The organism is Hoeflea ulvae (assembly GCF_026619435.1).
GTDB classification, from domain to species: domain Bacteria; phylum Pseudomonadota; class Alphaproteobacteria; order Rhizobiales; family Rhizobiaceae; genus Hoeflea; species Hoeflea ulvae.
Window position 1 is genome coordinate 2680934 of record NZ_JAOVZQ010000001.1, and the last position, 16318, is coordinate 2697251.

The window sequence follows — 16318 nt, forward strand, 5'->3', positions numbered from 1 at the left end:
TCCATGGCAGAGCTGAATACCAAGGCCAATATCCAGGCGCCGGATGATTTCTATGCCGAATTGCTGGCAACCCATGAGGGTCTCAGCAAGGCCGAAAGCGATGCGCTCAATGCGCGGCTGGTTCTCTTGCTGGCCAATCACATCGGCGACCGCGAAGTGCTGTCGCAGGCCCTGCGCGCCGCCGCACTGAAAGAATAAGGACGATCTGATGGACAAGCCGGTGCTCTATGACTATTGGCGCTCGTCGGCGAGCTACCGGGTGCGGATCGCGCTCAATCTGGCGGGCATCGACTACACTCAGGTCGTCGTCAATCTGCTCAAGGGCGAGCACAAGGCCGCTGACAATCTCGAACGCAACCCGCAAGGGCTGGTGCCGACGCTGGAGATTGACGGCTTGATGCTGACCCAGTCGCTGGCGATCATCGAATATCTGGTGGAGACCCGCGGCGTGTCACTGTTGCCGGACGACTCTGCCGGCCGGGCCCGGGTGAGGGCGCTGGCGCATGCCATCGCCATGGATATCCACCCGGTCTGCAATCTGTCGGTGGTCGGGCACGTACTTGAGCTGGCCGGCGGCGATGACGCCATGCGGGTAGTCTGGATGCAAAAATTCATCAGCCAGGGACTGGCCGCCTTCGAGGCGCTGCTCGACCATCCGGCAACGGGGTATTTCTGCCATGGTGATGCGCCGGGGCTTGCCGATATTTGCCTGATTCCGCAGATCTACAATGCCGAGCGCTGGGGCGCGGATCTCTCTGCGTTCAAACGCATTCAGGCAATTCGAGCGGCCTGCGATCAGGTGCCCGGCTTTGCCCGCGCGCATCCGGACAACAACAATTATTGATCGGTTTCAGATCTTTGCGAGCCGTTTTTCAACTGACGCGAGATAGCGCGCGCGGCTCTCCGGCGTGGATTTGTCCATCATGTAATGCGCCATGAACAGCCGCCGGCAGTGTTTGCCGCACAGCGCGCGCATGCCGCGCAGGATCGTGCGTTTGCCGGGATGGCCGACCACATAGGACCACCAGCGCGGCGCGCCGCAGGTGGTGATCACGCCGAGCAGGTTGATATGCGTCATCAGCGGCTCGATCGGGCCGGGCCCGTCAGGAATGCGGAAGGTGAGATCCGGCGTCCAGACCCGGTCGAGCCAGCCCTTGAGCATGGCCGGCAATCCGTACCACCAGGTTGGATAGACAAACAGCAGTCCTTCCGCCGCCTGCAACCGTTCGGCGTGATCGGGGAACGGATGGTCGGCGAGCTTCATTTCGTTGTAATGGCGTCGTTCGTCCGCCGCCATCACCGGGTCAAAGCCTTCGGCATAGAGGTCGAGCAGATCCACTTCGTGGCCGGCCTTTTCTAGAGTGCTGACCGCCGCGTCACGAATTGCCGCGCAAAAACTTTCGGGCACCGGGTGGCAATAGATCAGAAGAATGCGCATCAGATTTTGTCCAAAGCTCTTTCCACCCTGGACATGAAAAATTGCCGTGTCTGGTCGGTTGAAAGGTTCATGTCGTAGTGGGCGAGGTAGGTGACAGGCGCACCCGGTCTGACGGTTGCGCGCAGCATCCGGTTGGCGATCTTGCGCGGCGGATCGCCCATCAGCCAGGAGCGGAAACGCGAACCGCCATAGGAGGTCACGACCAGGATTCTGCCGATATTGTGCAGTGAGGGCTGGACCTTGCCGCCCACCAGACCGAAGGACACGCCGGGCAGGAACACGCGGTCGAACCAGCCCTTGAGAATGGCCGGAAAGCCGTAATTCCACACCGGATAAACCAGCACCAGGGCTTCGGCGGCAAGCAATCGCTCGACATAGGCTTCAACCGGTTGGCGGTTGACCTGCAGATCGTGATAATTGAGCCGCTCCGTCTCGCTCATCACCGGATCGAACCCGTCCTCATAGAGATCGATGGCATCGACCTCATGGCCATTGGCGGCAAGCCGGTTGATGGTCAGGCGATACAGGCTGGCATTGAAGCTTGCTGCGACCGGATGGGCATGGACCACGAGAACACGCATTGTTTCTGCCTCAACTTGCCTGTTTCAAGCCCTTGAACAACCAGACCTTTCCGGACTGGAAATCATAATCCGGATCGTCCCAGGCGATCATCTTGCCCGGATTGAGCAGGCCTTTCGGATCGGCCTGGCGCTTGAAGGCGAGCTGGATCTCGTCGGTCTGCTTCATGCCGCCTTCCTCAAGCGTGAAGCGGTGCGGATTGAACACCGGGCAGCCATGGGCATTGTGCAGATCGATGATCTCGTCGAGCCGTTCTTCGTTGGAATAACGGATCAGCGGCAGGCCGAAACAGGTGATGTCGCCATCGAATCGGACGAATTCGAGATGCGAAATCAGCTCGCCGGGAAACATCCTGTCCATTTTCGAGGTGAGCTCAAGCTGGTTGGGAAACGGGTACAGCGTCTGCAGATAGGTCCAGGCCGGATCGACCCGCAATGCACGCAAGGTGGTGTGGTTCCAGGCCAGTTCGAACATCGGCGGCAGACCCTTCAGATCGCCTGCGGTGGTGGCGTCGAAGACGATCTCGCCGCTGTGCCGGGCGGTGAACGCCTTGAAGGCGTCATGGCTGTGCGGCGCCACCATGACCAGAACCACGCTCTGGCCTTCTGTAAGGAATTTCTGGTGGCGCTTGAAATAGTCGAACGGGCAGGGGGCCGCGACCACCGAGATCAGCTTTGTGAGAATGCCGTCCTGGCGGGCCAGCGCATTGGCATAGACGGTAGCTTCGTCGAAGCTGTCAAAGCCGACAATGGAGTCGACCCAGTCATAGGCCGGCGCCAGCGGCATTTCGACTTCGGTGATGATGCCGTTGGTGCCATAGGCGTGCGTCACCTTGTGCAAATCCTCGCCGGTCAGCTCCAGCACCTGTGGCTCGGCTTCCATGGTGACGACGCGCAACCGGATGATGTTGCCGAAATCGCGCAAGCCGCCCCAGGAGATCGAGCCGACTCCGCCCGAGCCGCCGGCAATGAAACCGCCGATGGTCGCGGTGTGCGCCGTGGAGGGATGCATGCGCAGTTCCTGCCCGGACGCTTCGCGCGCGGCCTTGTCGAGATCGGAGCAGATCACGCCGGGACCGCAGATCACCCGGCCGGGCGAAATCTGCCTGATCTCGTTGAGATCGGCCAGGCTCAGCACCACGCCGCCCGACAGCGGCATGGCCTGGCCGTAATTGCCCGTCCCGGTGCCGCGCGGAGTGACGGGGACATTGCGGGCGTAACAGGCCTTGAGGACGTGGATCAGCTCGGCTTCTGTCCTGGGCGACACCACCAGATCGGCGGTGACATGGTCGAGCTGGCGCTTGAGCACCGGCGAATACCAGTAGAAATCCCGGCTCTTCTGCTGAATGATCTTGTCGTTTTCCTCGATGCGGATGCCATCGAGATCGGCGATCAGTGCAGTCATGTCCATGGCTCAGGGCTCCATCAGATCGTCGAGGTCACTATAGTCGGGCAGGCGGGCATCAATCGCTTGTCCATCGCGGATCACCGTCCTGCCGCTTTCGGGGCGGGAGAGAAGCTCGGTCAGGCTGCGGCCGCGAAACGCCACCAGATCAGCCTTGCCGCCCACGGTCAGCGTGCCGGTATCGGAAAGCCCCATGGCGCGTGCGGGGTTGGCAGTCACAGTCGCGGGCCAGGCGCCGACCGGATGGTCGAAATGCAGGATGCGGGTGGATTCGCGATAGACCTCCAGCACGTCGAGGTCGCCATAGGCATAGAACGGATCGCGGGTGTTGTCGGACGCGACGCAGACATTGATGCCGCGCGCCGCCATTTCATGCAGCAGCGTGACGCCGCGCCAGCGCGGGGTCGTCGCGTCGCTGCGCCGGTCCTGCAGATACATGTTGCACATCGGCAGCGACACGATGGAGAGGCCGGCGCGGGCAACCTTGTCGAGTGTTGCCTTCACCTGCTCATCCGGCTGGCGCGCCAGCGAGCAGCAATGGCCGACAAGGATCCTGCCTTCAAAGCCGTGACGCAGGGCGGCGTCGGCAATCCGGTCAAGCGACACAGCATCGGTGTCGTCGGTCTCGTCGACGTGAAAATCCAGATCCAGCCCCAGATCGATGGCTTTGACAAACATCCGGTCGAGCAGGTGATCAAGATCCGGCACCATATAGGTGACCGCGCCCAACACGCCGCGATGGCGCGCGACGATATCAGCCAGGCGATTGAACCAGCTCTCGTTTCGAGCTTCGTCAATGCCGAACAGACAGGCTGCCTGCAGCGCGATCCGGTCTTTCCAGCGCTCCCGCACCGTGGCGAAGACCTCCCAGGAGATGTCTTCCTGCGGTGGCACGGAATCAAGATGGGTGCGCAGCGAGCCCGTGCCGTGGGCATAGGCGCAGGCCAGCGAAAACTCCATCCGCCGCTCGACATCGTCCGCCGTCCAACGGGCTTTCCGGTCTTCGCCAACGGCAGTCAGCGCGCCGGGGAAACTTCCGTCGGGGTTGGGCTTGCGACCCCAGATGTGGCCCTTGTCGATATGGGTGTGGCAATCGACGAAAGCCGGGAACACGATGCCGCCGCGGCAATCGATGGCATTGCCGCTTGCGGGCTGCGGGCCTGCAGAGCTTATGCCGGTGATCAAACCGCCGGCAATGTCGATCTCGGCCAATGCAAAGCCGTCGGTGTCGAAGGCAAGCGCTTCGGCTTGCCGCACATGGGACCGGTGCAGCCGCAGATTGGCGAGCGTAAAGGCCCCGGAGGCGGGCAGGGTGATGGAACGCGGGGTCACCTATTGCTCCTGTTTGAGCGCGCTCTCGTGCCAGCGATGCAGCACGAGGTGGGAAATCCAGGACAGGGCCAGGAAGATGATGATGCCGGTGAGCGAGATCAGGATCAGCGCGGCAAACAGCCGGGGTGCATTGAGGCGATAGCCGGCCTCGATGATCCGCGAGGCCAGGCCGGAGGACTGCCCGGCGGTGCCGGCAACGAATTCCGCCACCACGGCGCCGATCAGCGCCAGGCCGCCGGCGATCTTCAATCCGCCGAGGAAATAGGGCATCGCCGCCGGTAGCCGGAGGTGCCACAGCGTCTGCCAGCGGGTGGCGCCATTGAGCTTGAAATAGTCGATCAGGTTGCGGTCAACCGAATTGAGGCCCAGCGTGGTGTTGGACAGGATCGGGAAGAAGGCGACGATCCAGGCGCAGAGCAGCAATTTGGTGGTCTGGTCATCGACATAGATGTTGATCAGCGGAAAGATCGCCACGATCGGCGTGACCTGCAAGACGATGGCAAAGGGAAACAGGCTCATCTCGATCCAGCGCGACTGGGTGAACAGCACCGACAGCCCGACCCCGCCAAACACCGCCAGCGCCAGCGACAAGAGCGTGATCCGCAGCGTGACCAGCAGCGAAGAAAACAACAGGCCCGCATCCTCGATCAGCGTGTCGAGCACCACGCCCGGGCGCGGCAGGATATATTTCGGGATCTCGTTCCAGACGCAGATCCGGTCCCAGAAGATGATGGCGGCTGCCATGATGATCAGCGGCAACAGCCAGCGTCCGGTGCGTTCCATCCGCCGGTTGCGTTCGCGGCGGGCTTCGTCGGCGTCGATCACCACCGGATGTGCGGTTTCAATGGACATCGGCTGCCTCCAGCCCCATGGCGCGCGACAGCGTGTCGGATGTGTTGCGGCACAGTTGCGCGTAATGGGGCGATGTCCGGAAGGCCGCATCGCGCGGATAGGGCGCATCGATGCTGAGTTCCTCGAACACCCGGCCCGGGTGCGCCGCCATGACGGTGATGCGATTGGACAAAAACACGCTTTCAAACACCGAATGGGTGACGAACAGCACCGTGAAGCGGCGCTCCTGCCACAGTTCCAGCAGGTCGTTGTTGAGCCGGAACCGGGTGATCTCGTCGAGAGCGGCGAAGGGCTCATCCATCAGCAGCATGCGTGGCCTGGTCACCAGTCCGCGGGCGATGGAGACGCGCATCTTCATGCCGCCGGAGAGTTCCCTCGGCACGGCGGTCTCAAAGCCGGTCAGATGCACCCGTTCCAGCACTTCCGCGATCTGCGGCTCGGCCTGCTTGCGGGAGACGCCGCGCAGCCGCAGCGGCAGCCAGACATTGTCATAGACACTGGCCCAGGGCAGTAGGGTCGGTTCCTGAAAGACAAAGCCGATGTCGTTTTGCTCAAGCTGTGGCCCGCGCCAGTCGACCACGCCGGAGGTCGGCGACGACAACCCGGCAATGATCCTGAGCGCTGTCGACTTGCCGCAGCCCGACGGGCCGAGCAGGCTCATGAAGTCGCCTTCGTTGATCGTCAGATTGACATTGTCCAGAGCGGTGACACCGGATGCGAAAGTCTTGCCAATGGATTGCAGGATCAGGAAGGGATTTGTCCGGTCGGGCATGGGTGTCCAGATGCTAGGCGGCAGGATCAGGGACCCGCCCGGATGTGATTCAGCCGGGCGGGTGATGCATCATTTCTTCAGGTCGAGCCCGATGCCCTGGTTGACATAGTCCAGCGTGTAGGAGGCCTTGATGTCGATGCCGTCCTTGGCCACGCCGGATTTGACCATCTTGTCGTAAAAGCTTGCCATCCGTTCGTCGGTCATGGCGCCGATGCCCATGGTCTCGGTGTCGCCGGAATCGACGATGCCATATTCCTTGAGCTTGTCGATCGAGAACGCGATCTGCTCGTCGGTCATGTCCGGATTGTCTTTCTGGATCAGCGCATTGGCGGCTGAGTTGTCGCCATAGAGATAATTGTACCAGCCCTTGATCGAGCCCTCGACAAAGCATTTCACCACTTCAGGCTTTTCGTCGATGGTCGCCTGCATAGTCTCGATGGTGGTCGAATAGGTGTCGAAGCCATGATCGGCAACCAGGAACAGGTTCGGCTTGAAGCCGCCCTCACGTTCGACCGCGAAGGGCTCGGAGGTGATGTAGCCCTGCTGCGCCGATTTCGGGTTGGCGATGAAAGGTGCGGGGTTGAAGGTGTAGGGCACGCGCTTGGAGGCATCGAACCCGTATTCGGTGATCATGTATTGGTAATAGCTCTGGAAGCCGGCATCGCCGAGAATGAACTGCTCGGCATTCTTGAGGTCTTCCCAGGTGTCGAGGCCCTGACCCGGATGGGTCATGAGAACCTGCGGCTCCTTCTGGAAGGAGGCTGCGACAACCCTGACCGGGATCTCCTGCTCGACCGCCGAGAAGGCTTCGAGCATGTTGCCGCCCATGTGGAACTCGATCTTGCCGGCCAGCAGCAATGCGCGGTTGTTCACCTGAGGTCCGCCCTGGGCAATGGTCACATCGAGACCGCAGGCGGCATAGGTGCCGTCGGCCACGGATTGATAGAACCCGCCATGTTCGGGCTGCGCCAGCCAGTTGGTGCCGAAGGTGACGGACTCAGCCGCAGAGGCCTGTGTGCCGAAAGCCAGGACAGCCGCCAATGCGACTGATGAGCGAAGAAGAAGCGTCATGTACACCATCCCTTGATTTTGCGCGGGCTTTCGAATTGAACCCGGTGATTATGCCAACAGCCAATTCAAGCAAGCCGCATGCCACCATGGACAGCGCCGGACCCGGTCAGGTCGCTCGGATGAAGCTGCGTGGTCACGCCGAGAAAAATGCACCTTGTCTGACCAGACTGCTCAAGTTTTCGCCTGCAATTGACGACATGCGTCAGATTGAACCATTCCCGGCCGGTTTGGAATAGACTTGCAAAACTTTGTGGGTTTAATGGTCCGCTATCGAAGGCTTGAACCGGGGCAACCGCGATGAAACACCATACGCCAGACACCATCCGCGCGCCCTTTGCCCGCTACAGCCATGGCGTGGAAGTCCCGCCCGGAAACCGCCTGATGTTCTGCTCCGGGCAGTTGTCGATCACCATCGATGACGAGATTCCCGAAAGCGCCGAAGCCCAGACCGAGCTGTGTTTTGCCAATATTTCCGAAATTCTTCGCTCAGCCGGAATGCAGCTCTCGGATATCGTGCGGATCAACGCCTTTGTCACCGATCGGGCACATTTGCCCGGTTACATGAAGGTCCGCGACCGCCTGTTTGGCGATCCGGCCCCGGCGTCGACACTGATGATCGTCTCGGGCTTTGCCCGCGAGGTGTTCAAGGTCGAGATCGAGGTTATCGCTGCGGCCGCGCAGGGGTAAGACATTTGGGAGATGACCAATGACGCGGAAAATCTGGTGGGGCGATTTCACCACACGGGAATTTGACGGGCTGGATCCGGAAGCGACCATCGCGGTGCTGCCGATTGCCGCGATCGAACAGCACGGGCCGCATCTTCCGGTCTCCACCGACACATCGATCATGCAGGGCATGCTCGACACCGTGATTGCACAGGTGCCCGACGATCTCGATATTCGCATCCTGCCGATCCAGTGTGTCGGCAAATCCAACGAGCACCAGCATGCGCCGGGCACGCTGACCATTCCGGCGACGACTCTGATCGAGCATTGGGTCGAACTGGGCCATTCCATCGTCCGCGCCGGCATCCGCAAGGTGGTGATGGTCAATTCCCATGGCGGCAATGAAGAGGTCATGGGCATTGTCGCGCGCGAGCTTCGGGTTCGCGCCCGCATGCTGGCGGTCAAGACCTCCTGGATGCGGTTCGGCCTTCCGGCTCAGATGTACAGCGAGATCGAGACATCCTACGGCATCCATGGCGGCGATGTCGAAACCTCGCTGATGCTGCATTTCCGGCCCGAGCTGGTGGCCATGGACAAGGCCGAAAACTTCGTGTCGGCCGTCACCCGTGCGCAGAATGATTTCGATCTGCTGCGCCATACCGGACCACATGCCTTCGCCTGGATTGCCAGCGATCTCAATGCCTCGGGTGCCGTCGGCGAGGCGGCGCTGGCGACCGCGGCCAAGGGCGAGGCCACGGCACGGCATCAGGCCGAAGGTTTCATCAACTTGATGCGTGATGTCCGAGCCGCCAGGCTTGATGACTGGCTGGCATAAGGCCTCCGGCCAGGTCGTTTGGCGACGTTCATCTCACAAGCACGGCTGTCGCTGCTCGCACCGCCAGATCACCAGATCGCAGCGCCGAGACTGATTGCATTCCGAGGAAAATCGCTCAGGACTTCACGATGGTCTTGATGCGCGCCACCTTGTCGACGATGTCGGCCGGCAGCAGCGTGGAGAATTTGAAGTTGAGCGTGAACTTGCCCTGGCTCTTGACCGTTGCATGCACCTTCGAGGCAAAGCCCGGAATGATGATATAGGCATCGAGAACCTTGTAGGGGATATGGTCCGAGGTGATCAGGCAGCCGTCCTCGCAGATATTGACCAGCCACGAGGGCACGGCGATGCGATCGCCGCCATTGCGCTTGCCGACATGCACGATCACCGGACAATTGGTATCGCGGCGCAGATATACCCGCCGCGTGGCCCCCGGGCTGCCCAACTGGGTAAGCGCATGTCTTTTCGGCTGCATGTATGAATGGTCCTGACAAAGCCGTGGATTACATGGCCCAGTGTTCACACAGTCGAGCTAACGAACTGTTTATATCATCACTGCATTCTTACCGGTCATGACATGGGGTCGGACCCGACAGGCAGCCTCTACCAGAGGCGGAGATCGGCCCGTGAGATCTATTCGGCATAGACCCATACGCCCTTGCCGAAATCGGTGCCGACCGAACCGCCCATCAGCCAGTTGCCGCCATTATACTGGGTTGCCGCGAAATTCGCCGCGCCGGCCGGCACTGACGGTCCGTTGGTGTGCACCCAGTTGCTGGAGCTGTCCCAGAACCAGCAATCGTTGAGAGCCCCGCCTGCACCGGTGCCGCCATACAGCATCAACTTGCTGCTCAGCCCGTACAGAACGGCATTGCTTCGCGCCGCAGGGGATTCATCGCCGAAGGGCGGAATGGAGATTTCGGTCCAGCTGATCGCGTCGGTGCTGGTCCAGAGATCGTTGAGCAGGCCGCTGTCGCCATTGCCGCCGAACAGATAGAGCTTGCCCCCCATCTCGACCAGGGAGAAATCGCTGCGGGCGGGCCATGCGGCAGCCGCAGTCGCTTGCGTCCAGGTATTGCCATCGGGGGAAGACCAGACATCGTTGCGGTTGGCGCTGTCCTTTCCTCCCATCAGCCAGTATTTGCTGCTGCGATAGATCGCCTGGGCACCGCTGCGCGCCGACCATGCCGCGCTGGAGGTGATCTGGTCCCAGGTCACGCCGTTCGTGGTTGCCCATACGTCCTGTGCGGCACTGCCGCCTGCGGGAATGCCGCCCATCACCAGCACCGAGCTTCCGCTGTTGGCCAGGGCCGCGCCGGTGCGGTGCGACAGGTCGGTGTTCGGGTTGACGAGCAGCCAGTTCTTGCCGTCGGGCGAGCTGTAGGCCGGGTTGTCGGTGCTGCCCGGCTGGCCGGGATACAGATACAGGATGTCGTCGAGCGCAAACAGCATGGGGACCTGGTTGACCGCCCAGGGCGCCTTGCTTGTCTGTGTGGTCCAGCCCGGTGTCATCGGGAACAGCACCACGCTCTGGCTGACATTGAGCCCCTGGCCCGAGGCGGTGAGCCGGTACCGGGTGAAGTCCAGCGGAAACACCGTTTTGTTTCCCGTCAGCGTGGTTTCGGTGTGCAGTCCATCCAGCGGCGGCGAGATGGTGACCAATTCCGCAGCCACGGTGGCCCAGCTCAGCGTCACCGCGTCTCCCACCGCCAACCCGGTGGCAGGGGTCGCGGTGAAACTGTCGATCGTCGGCGCAGGAACATTGACGGTGAACTGGTCCTGGGCCTGTATGACGTCTCCGCCCGAGGTGAAGACTACCTGCAGGGTGAAGGTGGTGGAACCGTTGATCCGCAGCTTGCTGCTGTCACCCTTGCCGGGATTGGGATAGGTATCGGTCGCCGAAAGCGGGGTTCCGTTGCCGTGCTGGGTGATGGTTTCGACCTGTCCCTGGTAGGTGCGGATCAGCGAGAAGCTGGAATTGGCGATGGTTGTTGCAACCCAGGCCAGTTGTGTCGCACCACCGGGGGCCACGGCTGCGGGACTGGCCGAAAAGGACTGGATGCTGAACTCGGCGGGAAACTTGCCCAGCCCGTCTATCTGGGTGCGCATTTCCCTGGGCTGCGGCGGGTAGAAGGTGGGGGGCGTGCCGCCCGGGCTTGAGGCCGTTTCGTTGACCGTGGCATCGACCGTGCCGGTGGCGCCATTGATCGCGATGCCGGAGAAGGAAAATTCCAGTCCGTCGCTGGGGAATATCCGGTTGCCATTGTTGGCGGTGGGAGGCTTGAAGGTGAACTGCAATCCGGTGACGTCGACACTCCAGCCGTCGGGCGCGGCATGGGTGATGCCGCTCGGATCGCTGGTCAGCGCCGACCCGCCCGTTCCCGGCGCGCCGAAACTGATCACGATCGAGGTGACTTCGACATAATTGGTCGAGGCGTCATTGGAATAGATGCCGGGATTGGAGGCCACGACGGTGATCCCGGCTCCGGTGGCGTTGATCTGCAGCGGAACCGGGGTGGTGGTATAGGCATAGTTGAGCAGCGGAGGAGTGGTCATGTCATGGTCTCAGTCCGTGTTGAAATCGTGGTCGGTCAGCTTCATCCAGCCATCGCGCAGCTCCTGCGGCATGCGCGGCAGGCGCGCCTGTTTGGATGAGGGGGTGATCGGGTCCTCCTGCCATGCGTCGGTCCCGTTGCCGGTGCTGTTCTTCTGCACCCAGGACCAGGTGCCCGACTGCTCCGACGGGCGCGGCATCCGCACCGCGGAGGTATCCACGATCACCGGCCCGGCGCGGAAGCTCAGCTCCAGCCGCGCCAGCGGACCTTCGTAAAACACCGGCGGCAGGGTCAGGGTCTGTGTCGGCAGGATTCCGGTGCTGGCATGCACGCTGGCGCGCGGATCGACCAGCATGGTGACGAATTCCGATCCCGGTTCGGGCACCGGTGCCGGATCGCTGGCGGGCGGCGGGCAGCCCCGCTCGGAAAAGGGGCTGAGGCTGAGGTAATTGCCTTTGCCGACCGGATCGAGATAACCCGCATCGGGGATGCCGGACGGCATGTGGATATTGTTGAACCTTGCGTAATCTTCATGGGCGAAATAGCCGATCAGGCCGTCATCAAACAGATCGGCGCGGCCGAGCCGCAGGGTGAAGGGCGTGGTGGTCAGCGTTCCGCTGGCGGGACGCATGACGGCATTGCCGGTGGTGATGCTGGCAGGCAGCGGCTCGAGCAGGGACAGCGTGATCGTGTCGCCTGCATAGCTCGCAGCCGCGATGGTGTAGGCCCCGTCGGCGCCGCCGCTGCCGCGGATGTTAAGGGTGATGCCGCGGGCGAAGATGCCGAGATCGGCGTAATATTGCACCGAGGCGTCGGTGCTGGTCAGGGCAATCGTGTTGCTGACCGGGTCGCCGGCACTGATCGGCAGCATGGTCGGCAGGACATATTGTGTGCTTTCGTCGACAGGCGCCAGGCCATGAACCATCAGCTTGAGACGCGCCCGCACCAGACCCAGCGGCCGGCCGACCAGCACCGACAGGTTCTGGTCCGAACGTCCGCCCAGCGGGTCGATGGCCCAGAGCGTCGAGTCGATTGCGGTCAGGAAATTGGCAAAGGCCTGGCCGCGGGTGGCGTCGGGCTGGTTCAGGATGCCTGCCACGAAGGCGCGCATATACTGGTTGGGAATACCGGTGTCGGGATCGGTCGGGTCGATGATCGGATTTGCGGCCTCCGGAGTGGGGAACCAGACAACCTCGAGCACGCCCCCGGCACGATGACTGAGCGCCAGCTCGCCAAGCGAGTCTCCATTGGCGTTGTAGATCAGCAGCCCCTGGTCGAGGTGGTTGGGCAGGACCCAGCCGCAGACCGGGTTCGCGCCTCCGACCAGATCTATGTCGACACAATCCGGCGATGGTCCGTTTGCCTTGTCGGGCGCGGACACCAGGACAAAATCGAGCCGTTCGCCCGCAGCACTGCGCGGCGGCAGCCGCAACAGGCGTTGCGGGTTCGAGACCTTGGTGTCGGGTGACGTCGCCAGCCAGCGGCTGCGCAGCGGACTGAAGGTCTCCCACAGCTTGTCGGGATTGGCGAACTGTCCGTTGTTGTTGGCATACATCAGGTTGATCTTCTGGCCGAAGCGATCGACCAGTTCGAGCGCGGTCAGCGCAAAGAACCCGCCACGGATCGGAAAGAAATAGGGTGCGGGCGTGCCGCCGGCCGGGAGCACCGAGTCGCCCATGGTCAATTCCGGCACCTCCTGCGAAACATCCCCCACCAGCGCGTCATAGCTGCTGGCGGCCGCATCTCCCGCGCCCACCGGCCCCTGGGCCATGGCATTGGGTTCGATGCTGCGCATGATCAGCTGATCGGTCAGGCCCGACACGGATTGCGACAGCAGGTCCCATTCGGTCGGCGTCGGCACCAGGACCCCGTCAATGCCGGCGTCGGTGACCGGCTCGACAACCACCACGACAAAATTCTCGCTGTCCTCGTCGAAACTGGTCGACACGACGGTATAGCTGCCGTCATTGGCCTTGGCCTCGGCGACATTGCAGGTGGATCCCGCAGCAAACAGGTGCCCGAGATCGATGCTGCTGAGAATGGTGAAGGAGCGGTTGGCTGCGCTCGCCGCCTGGATGTCATAGCGGGCCCCGCCGATGATATCGAGCAGATGGACGGCATTGTCGAGCGCCGGGGTCTGGTGGCCGGCCTGATGCTGGGTCTGGATGAACTGTTCCAGCCGGTTGCGGAAATTATAGGTCGCCTGCGGCGTGAGGAAAGTGCGCCCGCCATAGGTGATCTGCGCCCCGGACAGCACCTTCGGCGTGGCCGTGCCGGTACCGCCATTGTCCGCCACCGGTTCGTTGGTCGTGATAATGAAATCATTGCCGCTGGTGGCAATGCTGGCCACCGTGTAATTGCCGTTGAGCGCGCCCGACCCGGAAACCGTGAACTGCGATCCGTCGACGAAGCGGAAGCTCAGATCGCCGGCATTTCCCAGTGTGATGGTCTTGTTGGCCGAACCGGAGGCCGTTATCGCATGGCCGCTTGCGGCCGGGCCCACGAACGGATTGGTGACATCGCCACCGGTCCAGACGTAATCGATGCCGTTGAAACTCCAGTTGGCGCGGTCAAAACTCCATTGCGGCCCGTTGCCGGCCTCGATCACCGGCGCGGTGACGGTGGGATAGTATTTGATCTTCCATTCCATATAGAGCGGCGACCAGGCCTGCAGCCAGGCCACTGCCGACCAGTCCACCGGAGCCTGCCCGGTGTAATCGGTGCCCGCGCGGATCGCGGCCGTGATCTCGCCGGCGCTGGCCGTGGCAACCGTGGCGATCAGGTCGCCATTGTCGGGATCGAGCAACAGCGCCTCGGCCCCCAGCACGGTGGCGCCGTTTTCCACCCCGGCGGGCAGCGCGGTGCTGCCGGGCGGCGTGGTCAGAGCCGCGACGCTGTCGAGCGTGATGGTGTCGGGATCCGTGGCGGTGGTCACCGTCAGCGCGGAAATGTGATCGGCGCCCAGCCGGCAGCGCGCCACTGTCTGGCCGCTCTGGTCCGGGCCGTTCTGCGCATGGCTGGCTCCAAGTCCGCTGATCAGCAGCACCGGGTCGTTGGGTTTGAAAAACCGGTCCATCCGCGAGGCCTTGAGTTCCAGAGCCTTCGCCGGCACGGGATTTTGCGGGGTCTGGATAGCGATGGTGACGCCATCCTGGACATAGCTCGGGGGTGCGGCGAGCAGTGCGGAAATCCGGGCTGCCCAGCTGTCGACAATGGCCTGCTGCGCCTGCACCTCGGCCGCCTCCTCGGGCAGGGCCTGGGTGATTGTCGGCTCAATGCGCGACCAGATCTGGCTGAGATTGGGCGGCACATAGCCGCTGTTGATGCGCTGTACGCGCCACCAGTCCATATAGAGCCGTTCCTGCATGGTGATCAGGATGCGGGTTTCGCGGTCATGACCCTGCTGGAAATAATTCAGATCGGCGAGCCAGGTTTGCTGTGCGGCATTGGCCGTGGCCTGGGGATTGACCGCGGAATTGGCGGTCAGCGACCAGAACACGCCGCCATCCTCCTGGGCAAACCACTGGTCGCGCAGCTTGATGTTGAGTTGCGCATCTCCGTCGGGACTGTTCAAGGTTGCCAGCATGTTGGTCTGGAAGGCCTCCAGCGCACGGGCCTTGGCGGCAGCCTGCGCCGGGGTGGCGCCTTCCTCCGATATGGCTTCGGCCACGATCATCGCAGCAAGAGCGTCGGTCGAACTGTTGCCCACCGCCAGCTTGACGTTCCGGGCGATCTCCTGCGGCGAGGAATTGGGCCGCTCGGGCATGGTGTCGTTCTGCCAGGCCAGATTGTAGATCAGGCCATGGGTGAGTGTTGTGGTGGGCCAGACAATGGCCGGGCCGGGCGGCAGGATATAGCCATCGGCGGTGGCGGACGCCATCGCCTTGTCCACCGGGATCGTCAGGTGGTCATAGCTCGGGTCGTAGACCGGATCATCGGCGATCACATAGCTGCCGTCATTGTCGGAAGACCCTGTCACCGTCAGCGACTGGCCTTTTGGAAACTGCCCCGACACATCGCCATAGCCCTTGAGCGCAAAGGCCTTTTGTGGCGGTGATGCGCCTGCGGTGGCAAAGGGAAACGGGGTGGTGATCCACTCCATCGCACTCATCTGAGCTGCCCAGTCGGCCGCACTGGTGAGCCCATGCAGCGGGTCGTGGGTTGGATCGGAAAACCATCCGACCACGAGGTAGCTCAACATCACGGTCTGGTTGGGGCCGGTCAGCAGCGGGTTGCCGTCATTGTCGGTGGCGTCATCGGTCAACGAAAAGACGTTTTCGACATTTGGGCGGTAGGCCGAGAATTCGGTGTTGCCCGGTGCAATGGCCTGCAGGAATAGCGCGTTGTCGGGTTCGTGGAAATCGCCCAGCGAGACAACCTTGCCCAGCCGGGTGGGCTGGCCCTGCTGGGCGCCCGATGGCTGGACATAGGAATTGCTGCCGTCGTCGCCGAGATGATCGCTGAGCAGCACCCAGGCCTTGACCTGCCGTCTCGCGGTGCTGTGCCCGGGCCAGTAGCGCAACACCAGCCAGCGATTGGGCACCAGCGGATATTCCGGCTGGGATTTATCATCGGCCTGCGTGCCGTGGCGAAAGGCGGCGGGAAGTTCCCAGTGCAGGTGCACGCCCTTGGCCGGCGGGCTGCCGGTGTCGTTGAACGGTGTCGGCGCCGGGCTCAGATAGTCGGTGAGATTGTTGTAATTATAGGCGCCGTCGGTGAAGGCGACGCCGGCCAGGACCGGATCATTGACCACCGCCGCCTGAATGTTCATCGGCACCAGAAGGCTTTCAGAGATGTCGGGAAGAGCCATTGTC

At 62.4% G+C, this 16318-nt stretch carries 15 protein-coding genes; 5 read left to right on the forward strand and 10 right to left on the reverse strand.

Annotation, left to right across the window (positions count from 1 at the left end; translation table 11 throughout):
* Positions 1 to 3: 3 nt before the first annotated feature.
* Positions 4 to 198, forward strand: a complete 195-nt coding sequence (locus OEG82_RS12735) for a DUF2783 domain-containing protein (protein WP_267612799.1) — start codon at positions 4 to 6, stop codon at positions 196 to 198.
* Between the two features lie 10 nt (positions 199 to 208).
* Complete coding sequence (gene maiA / locus OEG82_RS12740; protein ID WP_267612800.1) at positions 209 to 844, forward strand: maleylacetoacetate isomerase; 636 nt, start codon at positions 209 to 211, stop codon at positions 842 to 844.
* 6 nt (positions 845 to 850) lie between these two features.
* Here maiA and OEG82_RS12745 read toward each other — a convergent pair whose 3' ends face one another.
* The 7 genes from OEG82_RS12745 to OEG82_RS12775 form a co-directional block, all read right to left on the reverse strand.
* Positions 851 to 1438 (reverse strand): NAD(P)H-dependent oxidoreductase, encoded by a 588-nt coding sequence (locus tag OEG82_RS12745; protein WP_267612801.1) that lies wholly within the window; start codon positions 1436 to 1438, stop codon positions 851 to 853.
* Positions 1438 to 2019, reverse strand: a complete 582-nt coding sequence (locus OEG82_RS12750) for an NAD(P)H-dependent oxidoreductase (RefSeq protein WP_267612802.1) — start codon at positions 2017 to 2019, stop codon at positions 1438 to 1440. Before OEG82_RS12750 ends, OEG82_RS12745 begins: the two co-directional genes overlap by 1 nt.
* Before the next feature lie 10 nt (positions 2020 to 2029).
* On the reverse strand, positions 2030 to 3427 hold the full coding sequence (locus OEG82_RS12755) for an FAD-binding oxidoreductase (RefSeq protein WP_267612803.1): 1398 nt from the start codon (positions 3425 to 3427) through the stop codon (positions 2030 to 2032).
* Between the two features lie 3 nt (positions 3428 to 3430).
* Positions 3431 to 4753 carry a cytosine deaminase gene (locus OEG82_RS12760; RefSeq protein ID WP_267612804.1) on the reverse strand — a complete coding sequence of 441 codons (1323 nt, stop codon included), beginning with the start codon at positions 4751 to 4753 and terminating at the stop codon, positions 3431 to 3433.
* The gene (locus OEG82_RS12765; RefSeq protein ID WP_267612805.1) at positions 4754 to 5605 is read right to left on the reverse strand and encodes an ABC transporter permease; all 852 of its coding nucleotides are present in this window, start codon (positions 5603 to 5605) and stop codon (positions 4754 to 4756) included.
* The gene (locus OEG82_RS12770; protein WP_267612806.1) at positions 5595 to 6377 is read right to left on the reverse strand and encodes an ABC transporter ATP-binding protein; all 783 of its coding nucleotides are present in this window, start codon (positions 6375 to 6377) and stop codon (positions 5595 to 5597) included. Before OEG82_RS12770 ends, OEG82_RS12765 begins: the two co-directional genes overlap by 11 nt.
* A gap of 69 nt (positions 6378 to 6446) precedes the next feature.
* Entirely contained in the window at positions 6447 to 7448 is a 1002-nt protein-coding gene (locus OEG82_RS12775) for an ABC transporter substrate-binding protein (protein ID WP_425497586.1), read from the reverse strand.
* Here OEG82_RS12775 and OEG82_RS12780 point away from each other — a divergent pair.
* From OEG82_RS12780 to OEG82_RS12790, 3 genes are all read left to right on the forward strand, one after another.
* On the forward strand, positions 7418 to 7684 hold the full coding sequence (locus tag OEG82_RS12780) for a hypothetical protein (protein WP_267612808.1): 267 nt from the start codon (positions 7418 to 7420) through the stop codon (positions 7682 to 7684). The genes OEG82_RS12775 and OEG82_RS12780 overlap by 31 nt on opposite strands.
* A gap of 61 nt (positions 7685 to 7745) precedes the next feature.
* Entirely contained in the window at positions 7746 to 8135 is a 390-nt protein-coding gene (locus OEG82_RS12785) for a RidA family protein (protein WP_267612809.1), read from the forward strand.
* Positions 8136 to 8154: 19 nt separating this feature from the next.
* Positions 8155 to 8949, forward strand: a complete 795-nt coding sequence (locus tag OEG82_RS12790; RefSeq protein WP_267612810.1) for a creatininase family protein — start codon at positions 8155 to 8157, stop codon at positions 8947 to 8949.
* Positions 8950 to 9064: 115 nt separating this feature from the next.
* On the opposite strand, the gene OEG82_RS12795 is transcribed toward OEG82_RS12790, so the two are convergent.
* The 3 genes from OEG82_RS12795 to OEG82_RS12805 all read right to left on the reverse strand — a co-directional run bounded on the left by OEG82_RS12795 (position 9065) and on the right by OEG82_RS12805 (position 16314).
* Positions 9065 to 9424 carry a hypothetical protein gene (locus tag OEG82_RS12795; protein WP_267612811.1) on the reverse strand — a complete coding sequence of 120 codons (360 nt, stop codon included), beginning with the start codon at positions 9422 to 9424 and terminating at the stop codon, positions 9065 to 9067.
* 158 nt (positions 9425 to 9582) lie between these two features.
* Entirely contained in the window at positions 9583 to 11505 is a 1923-nt protein-coding gene (locus OEG82_RS12800) for a Kelch repeat-containing protein (RefSeq protein ID WP_267612812.1), read from the reverse strand.
* A gap of 9 nt (positions 11506 to 11514) precedes the next feature.
* On the reverse strand, positions 11515 to 16314 hold the full coding sequence (locus OEG82_RS12805; RefSeq protein ID WP_267612813.1) for a hypothetical protein: 4800 nt from the start codon (positions 16312 to 16314) through the stop codon (positions 11515 to 11517).
* Positions 16315 to 16318 lie beyond the last annotated feature (4 nt).

Excerpts from the sequence above, each read along its gene's own strand:
- OEG82_RS12735 (WP_267612799.1), top strand. The coding sequence starts at position 4 with ATGGCAGAGCTGAATACCAAGGCCAATATCCAGGCGCCGGATGATTTC.
- maiA (WP_267612800.1), top strand. The coding sequence starts at position 209 with ATGGACAAGCCGGTGCTCTATGACTATTGGCGCTCGTCGGCGAGCTAC.
- OEG82_RS12745 (WP_267612801.1), bottom strand. The coding sequence starts at position 1,438 with ATGCGCATTCTTCTGATCTATTGCCACCCGGTGCCCGAAAGTTTTTGC.
- OEG82_RS12750 (WP_267612802.1), bottom strand. The coding sequence starts at position 2,019 with ATGCGTGTTCTCGTGGTCCATGCCCATCCGGTCGCAGCAAGCTTCAAT.
- OEG82_RS12755 (WP_267612803.1), bottom strand. The coding sequence starts at position 3,427 with ATGGACATGACTGCACTGATCGCCGATCTCGATGGCATCCGCATCGAG.
- OEG82_RS12765 (WP_267612805.1), bottom strand. The coding sequence starts at position 5,605 with ATGTCCATTGAAACCGCACATCCGGTGGTGATCGACGCCGACGAAGCC.
- OEG82_RS12770 (WP_267612806.1), bottom strand. The coding sequence starts at position 6,377 with ATGCCCGACCGGACAAATCCCTTCCTGATCCTGCAATCCATTGGCAAG.
- OEG82_RS12780 (WP_267612808.1), top strand. The coding sequence starts at position 7,418 with ATGCGACTGATGAGCGAAGAAGAAGCGTCATGTACACCATCCCTTGAT.
- OEG82_RS12775 (WP_425497586.1), bottom strand. The coding sequence starts at position 7,448 with ATGACGCTTCTTCTTCGCTCATCAGTCGCATTGGCGGCTGTCCTGGCT.
- OEG82_RS12785 (WP_267612809.1), top strand. The coding sequence starts at position 7,746 with ATGAAACACCATACGCCAGACACCATCCGCGCGCCCTTTGCCCGCTAC.
- OEG82_RS12790 (WP_267612810.1), top strand. The coding sequence starts at position 8,155 with ATGACGCGGAAAATCTGGTGGGGCGATTTCACCACACGGGAATTTGAC.
- OEG82_RS12795 (WP_267612811.1), bottom strand. The coding sequence starts at position 9,424 with ATGCAGCCGAAAAGACATGCGCTTACCCAGTTGGGCAGCCCGGGGGCC.
- OEG82_RS12800 (WP_267612812.1), bottom strand. The coding sequence starts at position 11,505 with ATGACCACTCCTCCGCTGCTCAACTATGCCTATACCACCACCCCGGTT.
- OEG82_RS12805 (WP_267612813.1), bottom strand. The coding sequence starts at position 16,314 with ATGGCTCTTCCCGACATCTCTGAAAGCCTTCTGGTGCCGATGAACATT.